At 67.1% G+C, this 1,258-nt stretch carries 1 protein-coding gene and 1 pseudogene; both read right to left on the reverse strand.

The window, feature by feature from the left end; all coding sequences use genetic code 11:
- Window positions 1-74 precede the first annotated feature (74 nt).
- Entirely contained in the window at window positions 75-1,004 is a 930-nt protein-coding gene (locus ACLJK8_RS21970) for a substrate-binding domain-containing protein (RefSeq protein ID WP_413152565.1), read from the reverse strand.
- Between the two features lie 31 nt (window positions 1,005-1,035).
- Window positions 1,036-1,258 (reverse strand): annotated as a pseudogene (locus ACLJK8_RS21975) (gfo/Idh/MocA family oxidoreductase); the annotation flags it as partial.

The raw sequence follows: 1,258 nt of genomic DNA on the forward strand, positions 1-1,258 counted from the left end.
CGGCGGACGCGCCGCGCGGCGGGTACCCGCCTTCCGTGCCTCGGGCGCTCCGGGATCGGAGCGCCCGGCATTTGTCAGTTCCGGGCCTCGTATTCGGCCACGTTCTCCGGCGTGACCAGTTCGAACGGAACGAAGGTCTTCTTCTCGTAGGGCTCGCCCTTGATGATCTTCTGCATCGTGTCGATAGAGTCGATGCCCTGGCCCTCGGCGTTCTGGAACACGGTCACGTCCAGATCGCCCGCGGCCATGGCCGCCATGGCATCCTTGGTCGCATCGACGCCGCCGACCACCACCTCGTCCATCGGAACGCCGGAGGCCTTCAGCGCCTGGATCGCGCCAAGCGCCATCTCGTCGTTGTTGGAGAAGACCGCCGCCGGCCGGATGCCGCTGGTGAGCCAGTTCGTCATCAGGTCGATGCCCGGCGTACGCATGTAGTTCGCGGTCTGCTCGTCGACGATCGTGATCCCCGAGCATTCCGGGGTCTCGAGCACGTTGCGGACACCTTCCGTCCGGCCGCGCTGGCCCGAAGTGCCGAGCAGGCCGAGCATGATGACCCCCTCGCCTTCGCCCCCGAGCCGCTTGCAGATCTCCTGGGCCTGGAGGGTGCCCGCGAGCACTTCGTCCGAGCCGACCCAGGCCTGCTTGTCGGGCAGGCTGTCGCCATTCGGCGGCATCAGATTGACGAAGACGAGCGGAACCCCCGCCCCGGCGGCGGCGGCCGACATCGCGGCGCCCGAGTCGGCATCCACGAGCAGGACGATGATCCCGTCGACGCCCGAGGCGATGAAGTTGTCGATCTGACTCTGCTGGCGCGAGATGTCGCCGCTGGCATCCTCGAATTGCAGGGTCACGTCGTCGAGCGTCGCCGCGTACTCCTGCATGTTGTTGCGGAGCACCGTCTGCCAGTTGTCATCGAAGAGCGCCATGCTGACACCGATGGTCTCGGCCTGCGCCGCGCCCGCGACGAGCGCCGCGAGGGCGCCTCCGAGCAGATACTTCCTCATATGTATTTCCTCCCGTTGATTAAATTCGGTCTCAGGCGAAGTCCGGCCTCGTCCAGGCGAGCGCGCCTGCCTCGTGACAATTCACCACCGCCTCCACGAAAGCCACACCTTTCAACCCGTCATAGGCGGTGGGAATCCCCTCCGCCGCCGGCCCGGGTTCGCGGCCGAGGCCCCGCGCGCGGATCGCCTCGGCGAAGCCGGAATAGAGATTGGCGAAGGCCTCGATATAGCCCTCCGGGTGGCCCGGAGGCGTG

The sequence above is a fragment of the Amaricoccus sp. W119 genome, assembly GCF_047275745.1.
GTDB lineage: Bacteria > Pseudomonadota > Alphaproteobacteria > Rhodobacterales > Rhodobacteraceae > Amaricoccus.